General features: G+C 49.5%; 18 protein-coding genes, 2 tRNA genes and 1 pseudogene. 6 read left to right on the plus strand and 15 right to left on the minus strand.

The genetic code is table 11. The features are described 5' to 3' along the window. Positions 1-80: 80 nt before the first annotated feature. The 3 genes and pseudogenes from A8707_RS30480 to A8707_RS14450 all read right to left on the minus strand — a co-directional run bounded on the left by A8707_RS30480 (position 81) and on the right by A8707_RS14450 (position 3,638). Positions 81-620, minus strand: a pseudogene (locus tag A8707_RS30480) (2'-5' RNA ligase family protein). A gap of 377 nt (positions 621-997) precedes the next feature. Continuing rightward, positions 998-2,269, minus strand: coding sequence for a hypothetical protein (locus A8707_RS14445; protein ID WP_156518582.1), 1,272 nt, complete (start codon positions 2,267-2,269; stop codon positions 998-1,000). A gap of 379 nt (positions 2,270-2,648) precedes the next feature. Next, positions 2,649-3,638 carry a glycerophosphodiester phosphodiesterase family protein gene (locus tag A8707_RS14450; RefSeq protein ID WP_068817953.1) on the minus strand — a complete coding sequence of 330 codons (990 nt, stop codon included), beginning with the start codon at positions 3,636-3,638 and terminating at the stop codon, positions 2,649-2,651. A 430-nt stretch (positions 3,639-4,068) separates the two neighbouring features. Here A8707_RS14450 and A8707_RS29085 point away from each other — a divergent pair, with 430 nt between their 5' ends. After that, entirely contained in the window at positions 4,069-4,233 is a 165-nt protein-coding gene (locus A8707_RS29085; RefSeq protein ID WP_197484778.1) for a hypothetical protein, read from the plus strand. 85 nt (positions 4,234-4,318) lie between these two features. Here the strand turns inward: A8707_RS29085 and A8707_RS14455 are convergent, their stop codons facing one another. The 3 genes from A8707_RS14455 to A8707_RS28190 all read right to left on the minus strand — a co-directional run bounded on the left by A8707_RS14455 (position 4,319) and on the right by A8707_RS28190 (position 9,243). Next, entirely contained in the window at positions 4,319-7,807 is a 3,489-nt protein-coding gene (locus A8707_RS14455; protein WP_068817954.1) for a DNA polymerase III subunit alpha, read from the minus strand. 288 nt (positions 7,808-8,095) lie between these two features. Further along, positions 8,096-9,022, minus strand: a complete 927-nt coding sequence (locus A8707_RS14460; protein WP_068817955.1) for an S-layer homology domain-containing protein — start codon at positions 9,020-9,022, stop codon at positions 8,096-8,098. A gap of 68 nt (positions 9,023-9,090) precedes the next feature. Beyond that, positions 9,091-9,243, minus strand: a complete 153-nt coding sequence (locus A8707_RS28190) for a phosphoheptose isomerase family protein (protein ID WP_156518584.1) — start codon at positions 9,241-9,243, stop codon at positions 9,091-9,093. Between the two features lie 211 nt (positions 9,244-9,454). On the opposite strand from A8707_RS28190, the gene A8707_RS14465 reads away from it, so the two are divergent. The 3 genes from A8707_RS14465 to A8707_RS14475 all read left to right on the plus strand — a co-directional run bounded on the left by A8707_RS14465 (position 9,455) and on the right by A8707_RS14475 (position 11,672). Next, positions 9,455-9,865 (plus strand): Npun_F0494 family protein, encoded by a 411-nt coding sequence (locus A8707_RS14465; RefSeq protein ID WP_068817956.1) that lies wholly within the window; start codon positions 9,455-9,457, stop codon positions 9,863-9,865. 68 nt (positions 9,866-9,933) lie between these two features. Further along, a complete protein-coding gene (gene cobQ, locus A8707_RS14470) occupies positions 9,934-11,397 on the plus strand; it encodes a cobyric acid synthase CobQ (protein WP_068817957.1) in 1,464 nt (487 codons plus the stop codon). A 35-nt stretch (positions 11,398-11,432) separates the two neighbouring features. Next, the gene (locus tag A8707_RS14475; protein ID WP_068817958.1) at positions 11,433-11,672 is read left to right on the plus strand and encodes a 2Fe-2S iron-sulfur cluster-binding protein; all 240 of its coding nucleotides are present in this window, start codon (positions 11,433-11,435) and stop codon (positions 11,670-11,672) included. 297 nt (positions 11,673-11,969) lie between these two features. On the opposite strand, the gene A8707_RS30640 is transcribed toward A8707_RS14475, so the two are convergent. From A8707_RS30640 to zds, 3 genes are all read right to left on the minus strand, one after another. Continuing rightward, positions 11,970-12,227, minus strand: a complete 258-nt coding sequence (locus tag A8707_RS30640) for a PTPA-CTERM sorting domain-containing protein (RefSeq protein WP_156518586.1) — start codon at positions 12,225-12,227, stop codon at positions 11,970-11,972. A gap of 205 nt (positions 12,228-12,432) precedes the next feature. Next, on the minus strand, positions 12,433-12,885 hold the full coding sequence (locus A8707_RS14485; RefSeq protein ID WP_068817960.1) for an SRPBCC family protein: 453 nt from the start codon (positions 12,883-12,885) through the stop codon (positions 12,433-12,435). Positions 12,886-12,902: 17 nt separating this feature from the next. Next, entirely contained in the window at positions 12,903-14,372 is a 1,470-nt protein-coding gene (gene zds / locus A8707_RS14490) for a 9,9'-di-cis-zeta-carotene desaturase (RefSeq protein WP_068817961.1), read from the minus strand. A gap of 84 nt (positions 14,373-14,456) precedes the next feature. On the opposite strand from zds, the gene A8707_RS14495 reads away from it, so the two are divergent. Continuing rightward, the gene (locus A8707_RS14495; RefSeq protein ID WP_068817962.1) at positions 14,457-15,098 is read left to right on the plus strand and encodes a hypothetical protein; all 642 of its coding nucleotides are present in this window, start codon (positions 14,457-14,459) and stop codon (positions 15,096-15,098) included. On the opposite strand, the gene A8707_RS14500 is transcribed toward A8707_RS14495, so the two are convergent. Continuing rightward, positions 15,095-15,970: a 2-hydroxy-3-oxopropionate reductase gene (locus A8707_RS14500; protein WP_068817963.1), complete on the minus strand. Its 876-nt coding sequence runs from the start codon at positions 15,968-15,970 to the stop codon at positions 15,095-15,097. The genes A8707_RS14495 and A8707_RS14500 overlap by 4 nt on opposite strands. 448 nt (positions 15,971-16,418) lie before the next feature. Here A8707_RS14500 and A8707_RS14505 point away from each other — a divergent pair, with 448 nt between their 5' ends. Beyond that, positions 16,419-17,003, plus strand: a complete 585-nt coding sequence (locus A8707_RS14505) for a hypothetical protein (RefSeq protein ID WP_068817964.1) — start codon at positions 16,419-16,421, stop codon at positions 17,001-17,003. Between the two features lie 532 nt (positions 17,004-17,535). Here the strand turns inward: A8707_RS14505 and A8707_RS14515 are convergent. From A8707_RS14515 to A8707_RS14535, 5 genes are all read right to left on the minus strand, one after another. Continuing rightward, positions 17,536-17,607: transfer RNA gene (locus A8707_RS14515), tRNA-Thr, on the minus strand. Between the two features lie 64 nt (positions 17,608-17,671). Continuing rightward, positions 17,672-17,753: transfer RNA gene (locus tag A8707_RS14520), tRNA-Tyr, on the minus strand. Between the two features lie 54 nt (positions 17,754-17,807). Beyond that, a complete protein-coding gene (locus A8707_RS14525; protein ID WP_269452729.1) occupies positions 17,808-19,442 on the minus strand; it encodes an NAD(P)H-hydrate dehydratase in 1,635 nt (544 codons plus the stop codon). 336 nt (positions 19,443-19,778) lie between these two features. Continuing rightward, positions 19,779-20,744, minus strand: a complete 966-nt coding sequence (locus A8707_RS14530) for an Npun_F2552 family protein (RefSeq protein ID WP_068817966.1) — start codon at positions 20,742-20,744, stop codon at positions 19,779-19,781. 80 nt (positions 20,745-20,824) lie between these two features. Next, entirely contained in the window at positions 20,825-23,104 is a 2,280-nt protein-coding gene (locus A8707_RS14535) for an esterase-like activity of phytase family protein (RefSeq protein ID WP_068817967.1), read from the minus strand. Between the last annotated feature and the right edge of the window lie 14 nt (positions 23,105-23,118).

Genomic DNA, 23,118 nt, shown 5'->3' on the forward strand with positions numbered 1-23,118 from the left:
CAAGGCTAGAAACAGAACCAACCAGAGGGGATGGCTTTGACCGCGCTTGCTTCGCGGATCGGGAATCGTTTTTAATTGGTCTATGAGGGACATGGACGGCTACTTTTATGATGATTCCAGTCCATCCTCATTTTTCTCTCTAGACCTTGAAACCACCCTGCTTCCCCATATCCATCAAGGGGCTGCCACTCGCTAGAAAGCCGATCGTACAATTGGCGCGCTTTATCGGCTGTAACTTTATTTTGAATCGTCACGTGGGGTCGATAGCCTTGCCGATCTTGTTTACTTAACCAATCATTCTAACCCTGCGCGAGATGGTGCTGCAACTGAATTAAGCCAGGACTCTCGATTTCTATAGCAACGCCTCCACCCAGCGATCGCACTTTGGGAAACCGAATCGGCAACACTGAAGTCCGATCGCAAAGCGTTTGCAGCGTCTCTCGAATGGCGGGTTCTCGATCTCCAGGAAGGGCATGAAAGAGCGTAACGTGAGCAGGCAAAAAGTTTCGTTTGGGTGGAAAGTGCTGCTGACGTAATGGATTGAGAATCTCAAAGGCGATCGAGTCAAGCTTGAGGGTCAAGACTAGGGGATTTGAAATGTTTGGCGATCGAGATGACAAAATCCGCGTTCCATAAAACTCAAACCTAACGAACGAAACAAGACAATACTACTTCTTTAGGAAAGATTCTCTCTGCTGTAATGACTCAAGTATAGAAATTCAGTGATGCTACAACTTCTTCCCATTCTGAACTTATATCCCTAATGTTTAGAGTTGCGTCAATATTCATATTTCTATTTGCGTTATTTTTACCCGTATTAAAAGATGATTCGTCGTATAGCCATCGCCACTTTGCTTAGGACATTTTTGGTAGTGTGCTTCGCGTGCTGCCAAAAATGTCCCTGTCCTAACCTATGTGGCGGTAGCTATATATGAAAAATTAGCCCTGATACTATAATCAGAGCTAATGAGAAGAGAGCATTCAATATTGTTAATGTCTACTGAGTTCGTGTCGGTAATTGAAAAAACTTCTTGGGTGCAGCTTTCTCAACCACAACTTTTTCTGCTGGCTCCAGAATCAAGTAGCCGTCAACAGCAGATGATTCTGGAAGTGCTGTGATTTTCTGTTCAAACTCAGACGGGGTGAGTTCTTGAATCTTTAAGAGTTCATACTGAGCGACGTATCCCTCAAATACTTGGCTTCTAGCAATCAATTTTCTGATCGATGGAATGACCATTTGCTGCTCTTTTTTCAATCCTACACCGATGTTTTTGTTTAAGCCAGCGCCTCCATTCATCATAGGAAGCCAGCTTTTAGCGTACCAAGGCTCGTCCAACTTGCCGCGTAAGTCGTCAATCCACTGGTGACTTTTGGAGTCTTCGTTCGCAAAATCTAACCACTCAACCAGTTCAGAGACGGAGACGGAAGCAACGAAATCACTAGCTAAAAATCGTTCTGAGTGTTCTCCAATCAAAATCTCTTTAGCGATACGTTGTCCTTGTGCTTGCCAAATTTGATTTACCTCTTGAGCTTCATGATGAGCAACCTCTAACATCCCTAGTTCAGCCGTGCAGCGCATCTGAGCGAGTGCAGTCAAAGCAAAATATTCTTCACACGCCATTGCTGTTTCAATCGTTGTCGCGCTTGCTAACAGTTCTCGATAGCGCATATTGATTTCGGTCAGTGTTTGTCGAGCGTTGTGCAGAATGATATGGCGATGCTCAGTGGGCGTTTTGTCTAGCTTGAGTAAGGAACCGAGTGCGGCAAATAGTTTGGCACGTTCACTGCTGGCTAGAAACTGTTGAATCGCTTGAACGTCTTTTTGGATATCTTTGAGCCTGCTGTCAATTGTGTTGAGCTTTTTATTGATGGCAATAAAGCCGACACAACTCACCGCAAGCCCTAAACCAGACAGTAAAGCAGTGCCTGTAGCAATTTGGAGAACCTGTTGGGTAGTTTGAGAAAGTGCTCCAACTTGAGTAGAGAGCGCCGCAACTTGATTAGAGACTTGAGCAATCTGAAGGGTATTAGCTTGAGCAATATCCTTCAACTGAGACATCTGCACACTCGCGACGATGCCAGGAATGAAGTTGAGTCCTGGAATGAAGTTGAGAAATTGTGACCCCGCTGGAAGTAAGTGGCGCACAATCTGCCCAGCGTTTTCTGTACCACCTGCCCAACGAATGACACCGCCGTAAATTTTGTATTGTCCAGCCAATAAACCCGTTATCACATCTGGCGGAATTAGCCGTGCTATAGCTACCGCCACATAGGTTAGGACAGGGACATTTTTGGCAGCACGCGAAGCACACTACCAAAAATGTCCTAAGCAAAGTGGCGATGGCTATACTTCCCAGCCTGGAAATATCATAATCTTGTCCTCGACTAATTAAGTTCTGAGCAGCACTTCGGCTACTCATAGCACTTAGTGTTCACTGTCGATCGTAATATCTAACCTGCAAAAGTCTGATCATTAGGCGATGTGCAGCTTTAAACTTTATCTTTGAAACCCTTAGGCGATGTGCAGCTTTAAACTTTATCTTTGAAACCCTTAATTGATCCTGGAACAAGCATCTTGCCTGTTTCATCCAGGTAAGCGGGATGCTCACGCCACAAGCACTTTGAAAAAGTTGCACATCGCCTATCTTTTAACGCAAACCTCTCTGTTTCAACAGCGTCAGCAGCACATCAGGAAAATCGGTGATCAGACCATTCACGCCCAGATCGATTAGTCGCTCCATAATAGCGACATCATTTACCGTCCACGGAATGACTGGAAACCCTGCCTGCTGAATCTCTTGAGTTGATTGAATAAAATCTTTTGAGTTGGGCAACAGCGTCTCAAAGTTGGGAGAGTAACGATCGATAAACTCTGCATTTTTGAGCAACTCTGCAATGTTGCCGCGATAGCGCCTAAAGTCTAACCCCGCTAAAAATGGAGAAGCGATTCCCGCTTGAGACAGCAACGTGCCAGGTTTACCACGCTTTTGTCTCACCAATGCCGCCGTTTGAATCTGAGAATCTATCTTCTTAACTGCCAGCAGCACCCGCCAGTCAAACGACTGAATCGTGACCCGATCGAAGATCCCATAATCACGTACCAGATTCACAACACATCGGGCAAACAGATCTGGGCTAAACGTGTCTCGCGATCGCAGAGGGCTGACCTTACACTCGATCGTATAGCGCACCTGCGACTCTGGAAAGTGCTGCATCTGATAGTCAAACACTTGAGCCAGCGAGGGCATTTTTTCACCTGGCACAAGCTGCTGATTAGGAAACTTCACCGGATCAGGGTTGAGTGAGCCACAGTCAAAACGCTGTACATCTTCTAAAGTCAGCTTGCGAATTAACAGCCGGGGATAGCGCCGCACAGATTTGCCGTTTGGATGTAGACAAAGCGCTGGAGAAATTTTTGAGTCGTGGCTGACGACCAACGCTCTATCTGCCGTCATGCCCACATCTAGCTCTAACGAATCGACTCCTAAGCTCAATGCCAGACGAAAGGCAGACAGGGTGTTTTCGGGTAACAGTCCGCGTGCGCCTCGATGCCCGATCGCTTCAAAGTTCCAATCGGGTGTCTCAATCGGCTGACTCACACTGCTGTCGATGAGCGATCGCGTTGTCTGAATGACCATCTGACTCCTCCTCCGTTGTGTTTCCAGACTACCCAAGAAAGGTGAACTCTGTGTTAAGCCTTTGAAGCAAATCACAGATTAGATGGAGTGAACCCCCTCTGTAGTGATCTGCACTACATCAATAGGTTGAGGGAAGCTTCTCTTTCTTAAGAGAGAGTTATTCAATCGGGAGGAATGGAAAGATAGATCGCGGCATTGAAATTTACGCAATCTTCAGCAGGACTTAACCACGCTACTCAGTTGGGTGGCTATGATCACTGGTGAACGGTTACGCAAACTGGGCGATCGCGCTTGTTTAAGTGTTAAGCTGCGACCTTTTCTCAAACAGCCAATCGCTGTGAAGTCCGTCATGGTTCTTGTTACGCACTCGGCTAAAAATGGGCACTTTCAGAAAGCTTCCAACGTTTACTCTTCCTCACACTAAGTCAACATGAGCAAAAAAACTGAAATTCAGTTCCCGGAGCGTTTGCCGGAAACCCTCACAACTCTTGAGTCTTTGTCTGGTTCTTACGATCGTTCGTTTAACTTTGAGCAATGGGCACAGCAAGTCAGACCGCAGCTACTGGCGGCGCTTAACAAACGCGGGGCAAAATAAGGGAATTTCAGCCCAACGAAGTAACGACGAGCTTCGACTGCATTCAGTCCTCGACGTTTAGCCAAGGAGGTAAGCGCAGTCGAAACTAGCCATTGACTAGGGCTGACACCCTTGCCCGAAATCCTCCCTTGGTCAGGGCAGTAACGGTTGCCTGTTCATCGTGCACTCGAAACTTTTGCCCAAACCGGACGAAGTGACGGCGATTGTGAGCACTGACGATCGCCACTACCGGGATTTTTGCGCTGTGGTCTTCGCCTCGCTGCTCCTGCAAAATCTGCCGCAGTCGATATTGTTCTTGACTGTCGTTCGCCGCACTGGGTTCGAGTTCGACCATCACCATCCGAACCGTCTCGATCGATTCTGCATCGTCGATGATGAATTGCACTTGGTCATCGCGGCGATCGACTTTGCCCCACACCATCAAACGGGCATCGGGGACGATCAGATCGCCAATGCGCTCAAATGATTTGGGAAAGACGACAGCTTCTGAGTGCCCGGTCAGGTCTTCGATCGTGATGATTGCCATGCGATCGCCCTTTTTAGTCGTAACGGCTTTAACCGCAGTGAGCATAACGATCGCGCTAATGCTGTCTCCTTCTTGGCGATCGCCCAGATCACTCAAGCTGATGGGCGCAAGCATCTTTGCCGACTCCTGCAACTGTTTGAGCGGGTGGTCAGAAATATAGAACCCCAGGACTTCTTTCTCTAATCGCAGTTTCTCTTGCTGCTGAAAGTCGGGCACTTTCGGCGCTTTGGGTGCTGTCTCAAAGCTCGACTGCTGACTTGCACCGCCGCCCATCAAGTCGAACAAATTGCCCTGACCGCTGACCCGATCTTTGGCGCGAGATTGTGCCCAATCCATGACCAGTTCTAGGTCTTGGATCAACTGATTGCGGTTTGGATCAACGGTGTCAAAGGCTCCGCAATAGATTAAAGATTCTAAGGCTCGACGGTTAATCGCGCGGGAGTCTATGCGATCGCACAAGTCTGCCAAGGATTTGAATTCACCTTTTTCTTCTCTAGAGACAAGGAGGGCTTCGACTGCGCTTTGTCCCACGTTTCGCACGGCGTTTAAGCCAAACAAAATACTTTCTCCGGTGGGCGTAAAGTCTACACCAGAGCGATTAATGTCAGGCGACTGCACCTGAATATTCATGCTGACGCAAGTGGCAATATATTTCTGGACTTTATCTTGATCGCCACTGTTTGCAGTGATCAATGCCGCCATATATTCGACAGGATAATTTGCTTTTAGATAAGCTGTTTGATAAGTGACATATCCATAAGCAGTCGAGTGAGATTTGTTGAAACAATATTCGGCAAATTGCACCATTTGCTCAAACAAAGCATCCGCAATTTTGGGCGCAACTGCGTTTTTCCCGGCACCCTCCACGAACATTTCGCGGTGCTTTTCCATCTCAGATTTTTTCTTTTTACCCATTGCCCGACGCAGCAGATCCGCCTGACCGAGCGAATAGCCTGCCATATCTTGAGCAATCTTCATGATTTGCTCTTGATAAACCATGATTCCATAGGTTTCGTTGAGAATCGGTTTGAGAATGTCGTGGGCATACTCGATCGCTTCTCGCCCGTGTTTGCGGTTGATAAACTTGGGAATCAGCCCTGCATCAAGGGGACCCGGACGATAAAGGGCAAGCACTGACGAAATATCTTCAATGCCTGACGGTTTGAGTTCGCGGACGATTTGCCGCATTCCCGACGACTCAAGCTGAAACACGCCTTCTAACTCGCCTCGTGCCAGAAGCTGATAGACGGCGGGGTCTTCGAGCGATAGATTGTCGAGGTCGATCGTCACATGGCGGGTCTGCTCAACCAACTCCACCGTTTTTTGGATCATCGTCAGGTTTTTGAGTCCCAAAAAGTCCATTTTGAGCAGACCCAGGGTTTCGATGTCCTCCATGTAGTATTGGGTGAAAACGGCTCCGTCGGCGTTGCGTTGTAGCGGCACAATTTCGTCGAGCGGATCGGATGAAATCACGATTCCGGCAGCGTGGATGCCCACACTTTTGTTGGTGCCTTCAATTCCGATCGCCGTATCTAACCAGTGCCGCACTTTCGGATCTTTGTCATATTTCTCTTTGAAGTCTGGCGCAGGCGTTTTGTCAGAAATCATCACCTCTAACTTGACGGGCTTACCTCGAATCACGGGGATTAGTTTTGCCATGCGATCGGCATCCCCGTAGGGCACATCCAGCACTCGCGCGGTGTCTTTGAGAACCGCTTTAGAAGTCATGCGGTTGTAGGTGATGATCTGCGCGACGCGCTCAGTCCCATATTTTTGGGTGACATATTGAATGACTTCATCTCGGCGATCGATGCAAAAGTCGGTGTCAATATCTGGCATTGTATTCCGTTCGGGGTTGAGAAACCGCTCGAACAGCAAGCCGTGATGTACCGGATCGATATTGGTGATTCCAAGGGCATACGCCACCAGTGATCCGGCTGCCGATCCCCGCCCCGGACCGACAGGGATGCCGTGATCTCTGGCATATTTGATGTAGTCCCACACGACTAGAAAGTAAGTCGCGAACCCCATCTGCTGCATCATTTCAAGTTCATAAACCAGACGATCTTGATAGACCTGGTTAACCTCGGCGCGAGACTGACATTTCAGTCGCTTAAACAGTCCTTCCCAGGTGATTTTCTCTAGATAAGCATCGTGGGTCTGACCTGCTGGGACAGGATAGTTGGGAATCCGTGGCTCATCGAAAAGTTTGTATTCCTCGATTTTGTTGGCAACCTCGACGGTAGTGACGATCGCTTCTTCGATCACGTCATCGGGCAAGTGGTCGCGAAACAACATCCGCATTTCGTCGGCTGATTTGAGATATTCGGTGCCGCTATATCTCAGCCGTTTGTCTTCTGAGATCAGCTTGCCCGTCTGAATGCACAGCAGCGCATCGTGCGCCTCTACGTCATAGCAAGAAATATAGTGAGAGTCGTTCGTCGCAATAATTTTAATGTCTAGCTCACGGGAAATCTTGACGACTTCAACGTTGACGATCCGATCTTCGGGTGAGCCGTGATCTTGAATTTCTAAATAATAGTCATCGCCAAATAGATCTTGATACCACTTGGCGACGCGACGAGCGATTTCGGGCTTGCCTTGCAAAATCGCTTGCGGCACCTCACCGCCAAGGCAGGCACTCGTAACGATTAAGCCTTCGTGATATTGCTCTAATAAATCTTTGCTGATGCACGGGCGAGAGAAAATTCCTTTTCCCTGGACTCCTTTGAGATGGGAAATCGTGGTGATTTTGACTAAGTTTTTATAGCCTTGAGTATTTTTTGCCAGAACGACCTGATGGTAGCGAGGGCGGCGTTCTTGCTTGGTGATATCGCCGTTGATCACATACATTTCATTGCCGATGATCGGCGTAATCTTGCCTTTGCAGACCTTCATTAGCTCGATCGCGCCATACATTACGCCGTGATCGGTGAGGGCGATCGCGGGCATTCCCAGTTCTATTGCTCGATCGACCAGTTTAGGTAACTGGCTGGCACCATCAAGCAAGCTGTAGTCGCTATGAATATGTAGACCAACAAAAGACATAACTGCTCAAACCACACAACGGAATGAGATTAGAGTAACCGATCGTAGACGCTATGGATAACATTTTTTTGAGTCGCTGACCCTATATGTGGAGTCAATGCCACTTGAAGACGTAAATCTGAGATTTCTCTCCAGTCCTACGCCTTCCGCAAAAATAGCTTAGTACCAATGTATCAAACTTATGCAGAAAAGAGGTGATTTTGTACTATCTTTTCCCATGAGAAATCTCCCAGTTTTTTCAAGAAACCGAGAGTCAGATCGCGTTGAGTGTGGGAAATAATTTGCTGACTACTTCTGAATTTGCTTGACCTTTCCTTGTTTTGCCAACGCCTCATAGACCAAGGCAGCGGCATCTGCGCGGGTTGCGCTCCGATTAGGGTTCAATTTGTTTGAGTCGGGATAATTGGTCACTAACCCAGACTCGATCGCCGCTGCAACCTTATCAACTGCCCACTTTGGCACTTCTTGAGCATCGGCATATTTGCCCACTACTTGCTCAGGATTTGCTGGGGTAGGGAGATTTAACCCGGTGATCAGCGCCACTTGAAGTTGAGAAAGCAGAATCGGCTGATCGGGACGAAACACCTCGCCAGGGTAGCCGTTCATAAATCCAGTTTGAACGGATTTCTCGATCGCTGCATTTGCCCAATAAGTCGGGGCAATATCTTCAAACTGCAACGAGGGTTGGGTCGGAGCTTGATCAAAAGCTTTACTGACAATTCCGGCAAACTCGGCGCGAGTGACAGGCTTGTCAGGCTGAAACGTCCCGCCCGGAAAGCCCCCTAGAACGCCGCGCTGGGTCAAGGCTATGATGTAAGGAGCCGCCCAATAAGTCGGTGGCACATCTGAGAATGCAATCACTTCTGGAGATGGCGCAGGAGTCGAAAAGGGTTGAGCAGGGAGAGGCACCGGGACCACAGAAATCACCGGATCAGAAGTGAAACCTTCAGGAGACGGAGATAGCGTTGCTTGCGGAGCCGGAACCGCCGTAATCGAAGAGTTTACTCTAGGCGCGATCGTCGTCAGTGGACTGGGCACGGGAGCGGGTCGAGGAATTAACCCTCCAGACATTGAGGAGAGATCAAATCCAGAATCTGATTGTCCGATCGCCCAAAAGAAAATGGTGCCAATGCTGCCGAACGCTACCAGGATGGCAATTAATTCGTCAGTGTCGAGCTTTTTACGAGAAGGAGGCGGTTCAGGTGAGGCAGTCATATTAAATTACGACACTTTAAAGAATTCTTTGTCCAAATCCTAAGTCAAATCCCTGAGAAGCGATAGAGCTATCCCAAATCTTTGAGCAATTTTGTGATATTTCTCGATCGATCGACCTCTAGCTTGCGGCTGATAGCAAGGTGACACGCCAAAAGCTGTAATCGGGAAGTAGCAATCAAGACACTTTTAACGGGTGGCTGCTCATAGATTTCCTTGAGCATGAAGGATGAAAATCTCTGCTTAGAGTCAATCTCTGGCTTTACGATCGTTCATTCATCACGATTTCACCCACCAGCTTAGCGAAAAAAATCTACACGCCATCGCGCTCAAGCCGATTGCCTCACCCCCGCCTTGGTAGAGAAACCCATAGAATATTAAGTGTATCTGTAATTTTTTACCTTATCATTAACTGGGTTCTCACCCTCGTGTTGAATGACTTCCACCACTTCTCACTCTCACTCATCTATTCGCTACGCTCAAAAAACGCTCGATCGGGCAGAGCGAGCCGTTCGATGTGCGCCTTTTCGAGTAAAGCTTTATGCCACAATGGTGACGCAAAGTGTTCCACTTTTAGCCGTTGTGGGCACGACGGGGATACGTCATCAATATAGTAAGCGTTCAGTCACAGAATTAATTGCCGAAAGTGAGTTGCTGTGGCTGATTCAAGTTGGGCTTCTCAGGCGAGAAGTCGATGGTCAAGGTCTCACCGACAGCTTTCGCCTCACGCCGCTCGGTCGGCAACTCGTTGCCCGATGGCACAACTCAGGACGCGTTGAGCTAAAGCCCAGTTGGAGCGATCGCTTCTACAACATTTTGAGTCGCTGGTTTCGACTGCCCTTCTAGAAATCACCCTCTACCCGGAGTTTACACGTTATGCTGCTCTGCCCCTCTAGCCGTCTTGGAGGTATTTGATGAAAGCCATTATGGTGGTGGGCACAACCTCCCACGCTGGAAAATCATTGATCACGGCTGCCCTGTGTCGAATTTTGGCTCGGCGGGGTTGGCGAGTCGCTCCGTTTAAAGGGCAGAATATGGCGCTCAACTCCTACGTGACGGCAAACGGGGGCGAGATTGGCTATGCTCAGGCGGTTCAGGCTTGGGCGGCAGGAGTGGTTCCCTGGGTCGAGATGAATCCGATTTTGCTCAAGCCGCAGGGAGATATGACTTCTCAAGTGGTGCTTAAGGGCAAAGTCATCGGCAAAATTGGAGCCGCCGAGTATTATGAAAAGTTCTTTGATCAAGGTTGGCAAGCGATCGAAGAGTCGCTGCGTCGCTTGGGTGAGGAGTTTGATCTCGTGGTTTGTGAAGGGGCAGGCAGTCCGGCTGAGATCAATCTCAAGCATCGTGACCTGACCAATATGCGGGTCGCCAAACATTTAAATGCGCCCACCTTGCTGGTCGTGGACATCGATCGGGGCGGAGCCTTTGCCCATGTGGTTGGCACTCTAGAGCTTCTCGACCCAGACGAACGGGCATTGATCAAAGGAGTGATCATCAACAAGTTTCGCGGACAGCGATCGCTGCTGCAATCAGGCATTGACTGGCTCGAAGAACGCACCGGAATTCCGGTCATTGGCGTAATTCCTTGGTTAGATACGGCGTTTCCGGCTGAAGACTCGCTGAGTCTGTTCGATCGTCAGGCGGCTCCTAGTAGTGAATTGACGATCGGAGTGGTTCGTCTGCCGCGCATCTCAAACTTCACTGATTTTGACCCGCTCGAAGCCGAGTCCACCGTCTCAGTTAAATATATCCACCCCAAACAATCGCTGGGGCACCCGGACGCGGTGATTATCCCAGGTTCAAAGACGACGATTTCTGACCTGGTTGCGCTCCACAAGTCTGGCATGGCAGAAGAGTTGCAAAACTATGCGGCAGCAGGCGGCACGATTTTGGGCATCTGTGGCGGCTATCAAATGCTGGGCAAGATTTTGGCAGACCCCGAAGGCATCGAAGGTCAAGAAGGTCGCTATCGCGGGTTGGGGCTGCTGCCTATCAAAACCGTGATTGCGGGGCAAAAAATCGCCCGTCAGCGCAGTGTCACGTCCAATTTTCCTCAAGAAGGGCTGCCTGTCACGGGCTATGAGATTCACCAGGGACGCACCCGCTTGATCGAACCAGAAGGCACCCAGTTCTTATTTGACGACCAAAATCTGGGGCTGGTTGACGAAACTCATTCAATTTGGGGCACTTATCTGCACGGCATTTTTGATAACGGTCCTTGGCGGCGTGCCTGGTTAAATCGCCTCCGTCAACAGCGTGGGTTGCGATCGCTGCCGACGGGCGTTCCTAACTATCGCGAGCAGCGAGAACTGTTGCTCGATGAGTTAGCCGATGCGGTTGAGCCACATCTTGACTTAAAGACTGTTTTGCCTTAGCTCAAATTATAAGCGCCCCTTTTGAGAATTTTGCTATGAGTGTTAGCATTCATTTTTTGCCGGATAATGTGACGATCGCTGCCGAAGCCGGAGAGCCGCTGCTGCAAGTGGCTGAACGGGCGGGGGTTTTGATTCCGACGGGATGTTTGATGGGGTCTTGTCACGCCTGCGAGGTCGAAGTCAACGGAGAGGAAAGCATTTGTAGCTGCATCAGCGCTGTTCCGACAGGGCAAACGCATTTGACGATCAACCTCTACTCCGACCCAACGTGGTAAATCTGCTTTCTCTTTAATCTGCACTGAACTATCAAGCCATAAGTTTTCTGAAGGATAGGTGAATCGTCCATTCTTTAGATTACTGAGGACTGGGAAGTGAGTAAAACCGAAGATCGCGGAGGGTTTATTGAGCGATCGATAGTAAACAGAATCAACTGTAAGATGCGTTTGGCTCCATTCAAAGCCAGAACTTCTAGCAGATTGAGCACAGCCAAAACTCACTTATCCGAGTTGACTTTAATTAAGTCTGCCTATTTAGCAAAACGCACCGACTTTAATCTTCGGCTTTGACCCGCGCTAATCTTCGGGCTTGACGATCGCTGACTTACGTTTGTGAAGTGCAGCAGCCCCCAGACCGATGAGACCTGGAAGCAAGGCAGGTGTGGGAACACTGGTTGCGTTCTTTGATCCGCATGGGTTATTCGAGTCCTTCGCTAAGTCTCTCTGCCCGCATCGTGTCTGTGTTTCTTGAGTCGGCGGAGGATCACCGCTGCCGGGACCAAAAAGCAAGCAAATTATATAGACAACTGCTGCGACAATTCCAGGTACAGGCATACGGTTATCCTCTAGGTATACTTAGAAAAATACTGAGGTAGGCTGACGAATCATGATCTTTTAGCTGCTTCTCTTAAATTTTTTAACTAAGCATAAGATAAATAAAGCTCTTGTAAAGCTTGCACTATGACGCAGTTAGTCAATGAAAAATATGCAACAGGGATAGACTGCCTAATAGTCGAATCTGAAAACGGGATGCCGATGACTAAACGTCGAGTGCTGCCTGGGCATTCATCGCATAGTCTCGAAATCGCTCTAAGTCAGCTTTTAGCGACGACTCAACCACTCGACCGAGAAACAAGTTATCCATCAACTGACCGAGAAACCCAGGAATCGCGTAAGCGACGGTCATTTTGACAACGCTGCTAGTGTCCCGATCGTAAAACCGAATCGCCCCCCGATTGGGCAGTCCGTCCACCGATTCCCATTGAATAATCTGATTGGGAATTTGTTTGAGAATGCGAGACTGCCAGCTAAACTCTAAGCCGCCCGTCGCCAGTTTCCAGCGAGACAGTTCTGGGTTGTCTGGCAAAATCGTCACCGAATCGATCCATTTCATCCAGCGCGGCATTTGCTGCAAATCTGACCACAGACTCCAAACAAACTCGATCGGGGCATCTACTTCGACCTGGACGGTGTGTTCTAACCAATTGGACATAGGTGATCAAAAGAAGGTTAATACTTAAACAATCCGTTGCCCTGAACTTTGTAGCCTGTGGGTTCAAGAATGGCTTGAGCGGCTTGCATACCAGAGATTGTCGCACCTTCCATGCTATCGATATAGTCCTGTTGGGTATAGCTTCCGGCTAGAAAGAAATTCTCGATCGCTGTTTTCTGACGCGGACGATAGACATCCATTCCAGGATTCTCGCGATAGAGCGACTGGGCAAGCTTGACGACGCTATACCAGGTCATCGTCAGTTCTCGCGATGACGGGAACAGATCCTGAATTTGTTTGAGCGCGTGTTGAGCAATCTCTTCGTTACTCATTTTGATAAAGGGGTCACCGGGAGTCAGAACAACCTGCATTAAAGATCCTTGTCCTTCTCGGTAATAGTCTTTGGGACTGGACAGTGCCAGATCGGCAAAACAGGAGAAATCGGCATCGGCACTGTAGAGCAAATTATCAATGCCAGCCGCGCGATCGACTTGTTTCCGGGCTTCTGGGTCGTTAAGTTCGGTCACCCAGCCGTTAAAGCGCAGTTGAACGGTCGTTACTGGAACCGCTTCGAGCTTGTAGATATTGTCAAATTCTGGAATGCTGCGCCATTCTTTGGGCAACAAGCGCTGAATTCCGGGCACATCACACGCGGCAAGATAGATATCAGCCGTCACCGTCTCTTCGGTTTCGCCGTTTGCCACCTGCAAACCCGTCACCTTCAGCGACCCGTTGTTGTCTTCAAACAGAATCTTGCGCGTCTGGCGGCGAGTGTGAATTTTGCCGCCTCTGGCTTTGATGTAATCGACGATCGGTTTATTCAAATATTCGCCCGGAGACCCTGCCAATAGATTGAGCCGCGACGCTTCGGTTTTGGACGCAAACATCATAAAGATGGTCAGCATACAGCGAGCAGAAATCTCTTCGGTGTTGATGAAACCTAGGGCAAGGGCGATCGGGTCCCACATGCGCTTGAGGCTATTTTGTGAGCCGCCATGACTGCGAAACCAATCGGCAAAGCTGATGCCATCGAGGTCACGAATCAGCTTCATCGCAAAGTCAGGGTTGATCAAACCCGGCACGATCGGACTTGTGCCCAGAGCGATCGCGTTCTGCAACTTGTCTTGAAGGGTCAACTGTCCGGTTGTGAAAAACGCTTTCAGCCCGTGAAAAGGCGCACCTAACAGGAACCGAAAATCAAGTTCTTTCGTAACGCCGCCCCGATTGACAAAGGTGTGAACGTGTTCTTTAGGCAACAGGTTCTCAAATGCGCCGACCTTCTTCGCCAAAGCAAACAGGTTATGGTAATTGTTGAAAAAGACGTGCAGCCCCATCTCAATGTGGTTGCCATCGCCATCGACCCAACTGCCCGCCTTGCCGCCGATGAAGGGACGCGACTCAAACATTTCAACTTCATGCCCGGCATCAACGAGTTCGACTGCCGCCGCTAACCCCGCCAGCCCTGCTCCCACGATCGCAACTCGCATTCCGCATTCTCACTGAGACTTCATTTACAGATTGTAATAGAAATAGGGAATGAGAGGAATTCTGGGGTGTGAATATAATTTGGGATGTTGCAACGATTCGAGTTTCGATCGCGCCTATTCTTTATGCTCAACCCTTCTGCCTCGTTTACTTGCGTTTCCTGTGGGATTGCCCTTCTTGGTTTAGTCTCCGCCTGCACGCCCCTATCTCCGTCATCTGTCACCCAAGAAACTCCTCGCCCCGTAAAGCCGTTGCCTGCTGAGGCGTTCATTAAAGTGACAGAGACCCCAAGCTATCGGTTGAGTCCGAGTCCGGTGGCTAAATCGCTGACTGCAACATCTAAACTGTCTGCCTCAGAGCTAGCGTCTCAGCTTCAGCAGGCAGACGATAAAGCCATCAGTGCTGAGAATCTAATGCAGTCTGCCCAGTCTAAAGAAGATTGGACGCTGGTGATCAACCAATGGAAACGGGCGATCGCGCTGTTGCCTCCACTCTCGGCGGCAGGTGCTCAAAAAGCGGCGGTGCAGCAAAAACGGGCGGACTATCAGAGCAAACTTTCTGATGCCCAGCAAAAAGCGAAGACCAATCCTCGTCAGCTTGTCACGGGTGCTCAACCTACAGGCGGAAAGGGCATTCCGCTGATTGTTGCGCCCAATTCACCCGATGCAACCACAGCATCTCCGTCGCCTACCAATTCGCCCTCTCCATCACCTTCGCCAAAGAATTAGAGTCCTCCCATCTGTTCGTAGAGTTCTATGAGAGCGGCATTATCTAACGAGCCTTTGCCCTGGGCGATTAAAGAATCCATGAGAGCAGTCACCTGACTGCTTCCCAAAAGCGGTAGGCTCACCTCACGTCCGGTTTGCAAAACGATGTTCATATCTTTGCGATGCAGGTCGATCGTGAAGCCAGGTTGAAAACGGCGGTTGAGCATCCGATCGCCATGCACTTCGAGCACGCGACTCTGGGCAAATCCGCCTAGCAGCGCGGATCTAACTTTTGCCGGATCGACTCCTGACTTTTTGGCAAGAGTCAGCGCTTCTGCCACCGCCTGAACGGTGAGAGCAACCACAATCTGATTGCAGGCTTTTGTCACCTGTCCGGCACCCGCTTCGCCAACGTGGACAATGCTTTTGCCCATTGCTTGCAAAATCGGCAATGCTCGTTGAAAGGCAGATTCTTCACCCCCGACCATGATCGAAAGCGTGCCTTGTTGAGCACCGATATCGCCTCCAGACACCGGAGCGTCGAGAGATTGAATGCCATTGACTTTCAGCGTTTCATAGAGTTTTCGAGCAGTGGCAGGCGCGATCGTAGACATATCAATGCACAGCGTTCCTGCTTTTGCGCCTTCTAGCACGCCCTCACTGCCCAAAATCACCGCCTCGACATCGGGCGAGTCGGGCAAGCAGGTGATGATCACATCTACTTGTTGGGCGACTTGTTTAGGAGAGTCAGCGATCGTCGCTCCATCTCGCACCAATTCTTCTAAGACTGCACGGCTGCGATTATGAACCGTCACAGAATGTCCTGCTTTGAGCAGATTCTGGGTCATCGGTTTGCCCATGATGCCGAGTCCAATAAATCCAAGTTTTTCCATGAGTGTGACAGAGTGGGTAAAAGTCCTGCTATCTTACAGGACTTGAACCTGCAACCCCTGCGACCCCAAAGTAGTGCGCTGTGCCCTGAGTCATGCATTACATCCTTATCTCCTGTGTTTTGCCACAAATATATTCATAAGTACCCGTGGCAAAATGGCAAATTGGCAAAAATACCTTTAATCCCCTGCTAGATGAAGGATCTAGAATGGCAAGGATTTCGGCGAGGATTTTTATTTTGGCAAAAACTCTAGCAAGGCTACCAAAATGGGCTGAAATACTCAGACTGTAGATCTTAAGTTAGCCGCGCCAAAAACTACACCAAGTATTTACACTCATCGATTATTCCTTCCAAACCTTATTGCTTCATATAGATAAAGTATAAGTAGTGATTATGGGTATTAAAAGAATCAGATCTTAGAGTGGTGAAAACACGCAGAAAGCCCCACAGTGAAAAAGCTACTTCTCTCTCTACTGGCAGTTTCTTCTACCGTACTTATTGCAGTCTCTCCTGCTAAAGCCTCCAATTGGGTGGAGATGGGTGTTTCAACTGTAACTAAAGAAACTATTGCTCTAGACGTTGATTCTATCGATCGAGTATCTCAGTACGATGTCAAGTTTAGATACTTGATTGGTAAGGATATTGTGCAAGCGTCTGCTAATTGCGATTCATCCATGATTATGCCGGATCAAGGGAAACCATTTCAGCCTAATATGTCAGGGGCAACGCGCAACCTATTAAACCGTGTGTGTAAGGGTGGTACCAGCGACGAAACAAGTTATAGCCAAAGGGAAAGGTTCCAGGTTTCACAAGCTGATATTAAAACTGTTCGCCGCATCTCAGAGTACGATTTTGGAAGAGAAATGTGGTCAACTGCGATTTACAACGATTTACAAGTTATTTGCACAGCCAGATCTAACGGCGCTACAACTCAGTCGTTTTTGACCGCGCTTCGTAATAGAGGCTTTTCTGATGCGCGTCGTGACTACACTACGTCTTTGCTTGTTGTAGCCGAGCAATCAGTCTGCCCTTGATAGCTCAGTATGGGATTCTTATTTATGTTGCAGCAATTTAAAAAGTCTGTACTAAATACCGACTCCATTAAAACAATACTCCGGACATTTTTTGAGGCAGAGGCTGAAACCCGCATTCCACCGTTGGTATTTGCCTCAGTGATGATGCTGAAACCCGCATTCCACCATTGGCGATTTAAAATTGTCCGGACTGTTGTTAAAAAGAACCCCTGAAATAGCTTCTAGAATGACAATGGAAAGCCCTAGAAAGCTTTCACGGTGGTTTGCGCGTTTTATAAAATCTCTCTAATTTGCCCCTAGAAAGCCTTCAATTGCCATTTTTTCTGGTAACTAGCGCTTCATCTCAACTCCCTTACTTAAGCGATCGAAATGGGGCGAACTGTAAATCCGCTGGCTACACCTGTATTGGTTCAAATCCAACCCGTAACTAGCTACGGTTTGATTCTCAAACCGTCCTAACGTAGGCTGTTTTCTTAGGAGAGATTTAGGACGAAAGCTAGCTGGTACGGCGGGAGTCCCTACCGATTTAAAAAGCCCGTGATCAGGATTGAACTGATGACCTCACCCTTACCAAGGGTGTGCTCTACCACTGAGCCACACGGGCAAATAAAGGAAACATAGCAAGGGAAAATTCTTACTTTTACCTTGACCTATGTTCTACCGTGGAATGGACCGGGTTGGATTTGAACCAACGTAGGCGTAGCCAGCGGATTTACAGTCCGCCCCCATTAACCACTCGGGCACCGATCCGTCACCCCACGGAAATAAATAGTAGCACATCCCAAGGGACGGTTTGCAACAGATTTAGGAAGCAGAATTTTTTAGGTTAGCAGCATCAACTTGCTGTCGCAGCGCTGGAATCAAGAATTGCGTCAGCGTATAGGCATCGACTCCCAATTCTGTCCGCTCTTGGGCAGCTAAAATTCCGGCTTGAGCGTGCCACCAGGCAGCCGACTGGACTAAATCGACGCTGATGGAGTTTGAAGCAGGTTCACTTGAATTTTGAGTCGTAGTTCCTGCGGAGTTGCGCTTTGCGCTAATCGCTTGAGCCAGCAGTCCTCCTATCAAACCCGTTAACACATCGCCACTGCCGCCGCGTGCCAAAGCCGGAGTGCTCTCTGGATTGATGCGCGTATTGCCGTTGGCATCTGCGATCGTCACTCTTGCCCCTTTAAGCAAGACGATCGCGCCCGTTTGCTGTGCCGCCTTCTGAACGGCGGTTGCTCGACACTCTACTGCCAAGTCGGGAAACAGTCGCTCGAACTCTCCTAGATGAGGAGTCAGAATAGTGGAAGCCTGACGATGTTGCAAGGTTGGGATGGTTCCTTGCTGTGCCAAGACATTTAAGCCGTCTGCATCAAGCACTAAAGGGCATTGACTGGCGAGAACTTGCTGGACGATCGCGGCTGCGTCAAGCGTTAAACCTGGACCACACGCGATCGCGTCGAAAGAGGAATCCAGCGTGAGAGAGGAGGGAAATGCCGCGATCGCCCCGTCCGGAGTTTCGGGACAGCCGAGAATCAATGCCTCTGGAAGTTGGGCAGAGAGAGCAGATTTGAGCGATTTGGGAACAGCGACCGACAGCATTCCGACTCCGCTCGATCGTGCGCCCAAACCCGCCAGCAGTGCGCCGCCCATATAGCGACGAGAGCCGCAGACCAGCAGCAGATGCCCCATTTTATATTTGTGAGTGGTGAGCGATCGAGCTAAGGGAAGGGTGGCGATCGCGCTCTGAGCCGTTCCTCGCTGGGTTAGAGGCGGATCACCAACTACAGTCAAAGCGTCAGCTAGAGGGATGTCAAAATCGATTAACTCAGCGCTGCCGACAAATTCGAGTGCTTGATCTTGCAAAAGTCCTAGTTTCCACAACCCCAGACAAAAAGTGTAAGTCGCTCGAATAGCGGTTCCTAAAATCTTTCCGGTGTCAGTGTGCAAACCGGAGGGCACATCAATGCTGAGAATGGGCTGCTGCCACTGATTTACCTGGTCGATGAGCGGGGCAACGGGTTCGGTCAGCGATCGTTCTAGCCCAACGCCAAATAAGCCATCAATCAGCAAGTCGCAGGTTTGCAGAGCCTCTACTTGCGAATGGCAAGGAATTCCTAAACTCGTTGCGTAGCGCAAATGACTTGCTGTGATGTCTTTTAGCGTCGAGATGGGACAGCAGATCATCACCTCATAGCCTTTGACGTGCAGTTCACGGGCAACGACCAGAGCGTCTCCGCCATTGTGTCCAGGTCCGACTAGGATGCCGATGCGCCGAGTATTGGGCAGTGGGTAGAGTGCGGTGATGCGGCGAGTCAGCGCTGCGGCAACTTTTTCCATCAGCGCGGCAACGGGCATTCCGGCGGCAAAAATGCGGGACTCGATCGCGCGCATCTGGTCTGCCGTGACAATGATGCGTTGAATCTGCTCTAGCCGATCGTGGGGAGAAATCACGAGGGAAGTCTTTGTAAGAATTCTTTTAGGCTAGCAGGGAATTGAAAAGCGGGATCAGGAGTTATCCCTTACCAGATTCTATCAATCTCAGACCGCTCATCGTGGTGAGAAAAAAGAAGGGAACAAAAAACCAGTTTGGAGAACTGAGATAAAGCCAAATCATCAGGATGAGCCAGAGGATGAGGCAAGTTGTCGCCAAGATCGTGTGCATAGACTGAGCAAGCCAATTCTCAGAGGTTGCTCAGTACTTCGGTATCTCTATGAAGGAATCAGTTAAAAAACATTAAAGAGACCGTGAAGAGAGCAAGGTTTTAACCTGACTCCTAGACGCTGCTTTTATCGGTAAGCCTGCATCGGTTCTTTGATGAAGCGGATGTAGAGATGCTTAAAGGTTGACTTTAAGACACGCGGGGCACCGAAATCGATCGGCATCATGGTTTCAGGAAGCTGCCAGTCAGTGAGGCGCAAGTCTTCTGGACGGGACTGCGGGAAATGAATCTCGCTCAAATCGGGACATAAGCCCAACTTTTGAGATGCGGCAACGGTGGGCACGATCGCGGGATCGACGTTGAGAATTTCAACAATTGCACGATCGAGGGCAAACACATTATTAGATGCGGCTAAGATGCCTAACGCTCTCGGTTCGCCGCCGCTCGGACCATTTCCTTCGTGCCCGATAATGCCGTCGAGAATCGTCAGATCAGGGCTGATAGCGCGGGCGGTTTCGACGAGCATCGCCCCAAAGCGTTCTTGATCTTTTCCGGCTTCCATGTGCCACCAGGCTTTCATCTTGCCGGGAACGCAGCCGAACAGGTTTTTAACGCCCATCGTCAGGGTAAGCTGCACATGAGATTTTACTTTCGGCAAGTTGATCACGACGTCGGCTTCCATCGCTTCTTTTGAGAGCAGCAGATGATTAAAATCTTCACCGACGACTTCATAGCGCTTACCGCTAAATTCGACGATCGGCACCCCCAATTCTTCAATCAGGGGCAAATAGCCATTGGCTTTAGCAACGCCTCTCGCACTTCCAAACGCCGGACCGTCGCCTAAAAATGGTTTTCCTCCGGCTTCTTGCACGAGTTTTGCAACCTCGTAAACAATCTCTGGACGAGTGACACATTCTTTCGTCGGACGGGCACCCGTAAGCAGATTGGGCTTGAGCAGCACGCGATCGCCCGGTTTCACAAAAGCAGAGATGCCGCCGAGGGGTTCTAGCAGCGTCTCGATCGAGGTGCGAAGTTGAGTGCGATCGTAGGAATTTGCTCGAATCAGGCTAACCGAAGGCTTTTGGCTTTGCATAAAGGGCACTAGGTACAGAGCAAACGATGTCTGAACTATACCAAATGTGCCCCAAATCTGCCCTTGGAGCAACGCTGCGGTTAACGCACCAAATCGAGAGGCTGGCTCAACTTGATTTCGATGAATTCGCTGCTATCGGGCTGTCCCGCCGTTCGACCAACGCTAAACGGGTAGTTGTTGTCATTAATGACGAGTAAGGTCTGAGCATCGATCGGCAACACATCTTCGATCGTCACAAACGGGAAGGTAAACACGCCATTTTTGGTGCCGTTGCTGCCGATTCCTTGCGAGTCAGAGATATTTAGCAAATCGACTAATAGCTCTTTCTCCACAAAGCCGTCTTGATCGATTACGTTCAAGTCAATTTTGTAGAGTTTTTTAGACCGCGCAGGATTAGTAAATGCTGGATCGCTCGCATTCCCTTGTCCGTTATCTCGTTCAATCACGATGAATTCGTGATCATTGATCGCTGTTAAGTCTCCGATCGCTCGTCCCGGTGCGTTTAACCGATAGGAAAATGTTGCCCCAGTGTATTGGCTAGTTTTGGGATCAAACTCATTGATCAGCAGTCGATTTTGATTAGAATCGCTGACGATCGCGCCTTCTAACAGCGTATAGAGTTTGTCGCCCGTGGCATTAAGCGCCATGCCTTCAAATCCTTTCGATCGAGGCAGGTTGGCAGATTTAACTTTCTCTGCCTCTGAGAGATTGGCAAAAGCGGGGTTATCAGGCGATCGCACAAACTCCTGAGTGACAAAATCACGCGCCGCTTTGCCAGTGCCCGCAAAATCGGTGAAGAATCCATCTACGCCTAAGCTAATAAACTGCCGAATTTCTAGCTCTGGGTCGCCTTTATAGTCAGATGCCAGATAGCGACCCTCGTTGCGGAAGGTGTAAGGATGAACGAGCAAGCCTGCGCTATGAGCGTCGGTGATTAGCGACGTTGGCGGAGTGATGGTCTTATCGGCATCATTGACTGCGCCGTCACCATTCACATCATCAGCGATGCCATCGTTATTAGCATCGACCCCTTTAACCGAGACAATCATCCGCTTCCAGGGACCGATGCCATCGGCGTAAGTTGCCACTTCTGCCAGACCTTCAGGCGTTCGCAAGTCGGCGTATGTGCGCTTGTCACCGCTCACCACAAAATCGTAGGGCTGGATTTCGATTAGCGAACCATCTAGCGCCACATCGTCGGCATCATAAAGCTGAATCAGAGGCACATCAATTAACTGATTCAGCGTCTTCAAGTTGCCCACTTCAAACGACTGAATAAAGACGCGACTGGGATCGGTGAAGTTATTAGCTTTGAGAATGTTGACCAACGGGACTTCTAACGCTAAACCCACACTCGTATGATAAGTCGGATGTTTGGTTTCAGGATAGATGCCGATTTTCTTGCCCGTAGTCGCTTCTACCTTTTTCACCAGGTCAATGATTTCTTGAAGGGTCGGAATTTCAAACTGACCGTTAAACGACTGGTCTCGGAAAGAAAGCCGCTCTTTTGCCCGCAGAGTCTTGATTTCGGCAAGGGTGAAGTCATCGGCAAACCAGCCCGTCTCGGCGGTTCCATCGATCGTTTTGGTCGTAAAGCGGTTTGCAAACTCTGGACGATCTGCAACGTCAGTCGTGTCTTTGATGTTGACTTCGTGACGCGCAATCAGCACTCCATCTTTTGTCGAAACTAAATCTGGCTCAATAAAATCTGCGCCTAAGTCGATCGCTAACTGATAAGAAGCCAGCGTGTGTTCTGGTCGCAAGCCGCTTGCGCCCCGATGCCCAATGACGATCGAGTCTTGCCCGTTGAGCGTGTTTAGCGGCAACGTGTTGGGCGTGGGAATTGGAGCCTGAAGCAGCGTGCCGTTCGCGTCGGTGTGCAGCAGGAACGGACCGAACTCTTCGCCAAACCAGTAGGTGCCATCGGCAACCTGGCGGAAAGATTCAAGGTCAAAATCGGCTCCGGTCAATAGACGACCTGCTGTGATCGTCGGGTCAACTAGAATCCCGCCGGGTGTAAGTTTGTCGCTGCCAGGATAGGTGTTGAGATCGGCAACAATCGTCTGAAAGCCTTTGAGGACGTTGTTGCGATCGTTGAGTTGAAAAATGCTGTCAGTCGTGAAATCACCTACCCGATCGCCCGTCTTGACGCTGACTGGGTAAACCTTGCCCGTCGCAAAGTCTGGCTCAACCCCATAAAATCGCAGCAGCGAATCGGCAGAGTTTGCTTTTGCGCCATAGCCGTTATCGACCATGACTAAATAGGTTCCTGGCTTTGCACCGGGCAAGACCGCAGAAAATCCCTGCACGGGCTGCCCACCAAAAGGAACGGGTTGCCCATTGATGAGGTTGGGGGTCAAAAACTGTCCAGATT

Source organism: Phormidesmis priestleyi BC1401, from assembly GCF_001650195.1.
GTDB lineage: Bacteria > Cyanobacteriota > Cyanobacteriia > Leptolyngbyales > Leptolyngbyaceae > Phormidesmis_A > Phormidesmis_A priestleyi_B.

Coding starts and splice junctions, on each gene's coding strand:
- A8707_RS14465 (WP_068817956.1), top strand. CDS start 9,455: ATGACTTCCACCACTTCTCACTCTCACTCATCTATTCGCTACGCTCAA.
- A8707_RS14460 (WP_068817955.1), bottom strand. CDS start 9,022: ATGACTGCCTCACCTGAACCGCCTCCTTCTCGTAAAAAGCTCGACACT.
- A8707_RS14500 (WP_068817963.1), bottom strand. CDS start 15,970: ATGGAAAAACTTGGATTTATTGGACTCGGCATCATGGGCAAACCGATG.
- A8707_RS29085 (WP_197484778.1), top strand. CDS start 4,069: ATGAGCAAAAAAACTGAAATTCAGTTCCCGGAGCGTTTGCCGGAAACC.
- A8707_RS14455 (WP_068817954.1), bottom strand. CDS start 7,807: ATGTCTTTTGTTGGTCTACATATTCATAGCGACTACAGCTTGCTTGAT.
- A8707_RS14495 (WP_068817962.1), top strand. CDS start 14,457: ATGTTGCAACGATTCGAGTTTCGATCGCGCCTATTCTTTATGCTCAAC.
- A8707_RS14485 (WP_068817960.1), bottom strand. CDS start 12,885: ATGTCCAATTGGTTAGAACACACCGTCCAGGTCGAAGTAGATGCCCCG.
- A8707_RS14530 (WP_068817966.1), bottom strand. CDS start 20,744: ATGCAAAGCCAAAAGCCTTCGGTTAGCCTGATTCGAGCAAATTCCTAC.
- A8707_RS30640 (WP_156518586.1), bottom strand. CDS start 12,227: ATGCCTGTACCTGGAATTGTCGCAGCAGTTGTCTATATAATTTGCTTG.
- A8707_RS14450 (WP_068817953.1), bottom strand. CDS start 3,638: ATGGTCATTCAGACAACGCGATCGCTCATCGACAGCAGTGTGAGTCAG.
- A8707_RS14475 (WP_068817958.1), top strand. CDS start 11,433: ATGAGTGTTAGCATTCATTTTTTGCCGGATAATGTGACGATCGCTGCC.
- zds (WP_068817961.1), bottom strand. CDS start 14,372: ATGCGAGTTGCGATCGTGGGAGCAGGGCTGGCGGGGTTAGCGGCGGCA.
- A8707_RS28190 (WP_156518584.1), bottom strand. CDS start 9,243: ATGCTCAAGGAAATCTATGAGCAGCCACCCGTTAAAAGTGTCTTGATT.
- cobQ (WP_068817957.1), top strand. CDS start 9,934: ATGAAAGCCATTATGGTGGTGGGCACAACCTCCCACGCTGGAAAATCA.